The sequence below is a fragment of the Bacillus pretiosus genome (genome assembly GCF_051294775.1).
Taxonomy (GTDB): Bacteria; Bacillota; Bacilli; order Bacillales; family Bacillaceae_G; genus Bacillus_A; species Bacillus_A wiedmannii.
The window spans coordinates 1-286 of sequence record NZ_JBPPHF010000480.1 but is presented as its reverse complement, the minus strand read 5'-3'; the positions used below and the strand labels follow the sequence as shown (position 1 = coordinate 286).

Sequence of the window (286 nt, the reverse complement as noted above, 5' to 3'; positions counted from 1 at the left end):
CTTCTCTGTAATTGCACGTTTATCAACACTATTTTTGCCTAATGCTAATAGAACTTGCGCTTGCGTTTTGGTATTAATATCACATATCAAATAATCCAAATTTAAAGACAATCCCAACATTTTCTTGTTTAGATCGTTTCTGTTATGTTCCATAATGGCAAATGGTATTCTAGGTAATTTTTCAAATAAAACACTGTACATAAGCCCTGATAAGAATTCCATTGCTGTTTCATTGTGATATTCGTTAAATTTCTGGATTTGTAAATCATTTAGTTTTATATCAATT

Annotated in this window: 1 protein-coding gene; it reads right to left on the bottom strand. The window is 29.4% G+C overall.

Annotation, left to right across the window (positions count from 1 at the left end; genetic code table 11):
- A partial coding sequence (locus ACSG5Z_RS31825; RefSeq protein ID WP_435712945.1) for a hypothetical protein occupies positions 1 to 286 on the bottom strand: 286 nt, incomplete at both ends.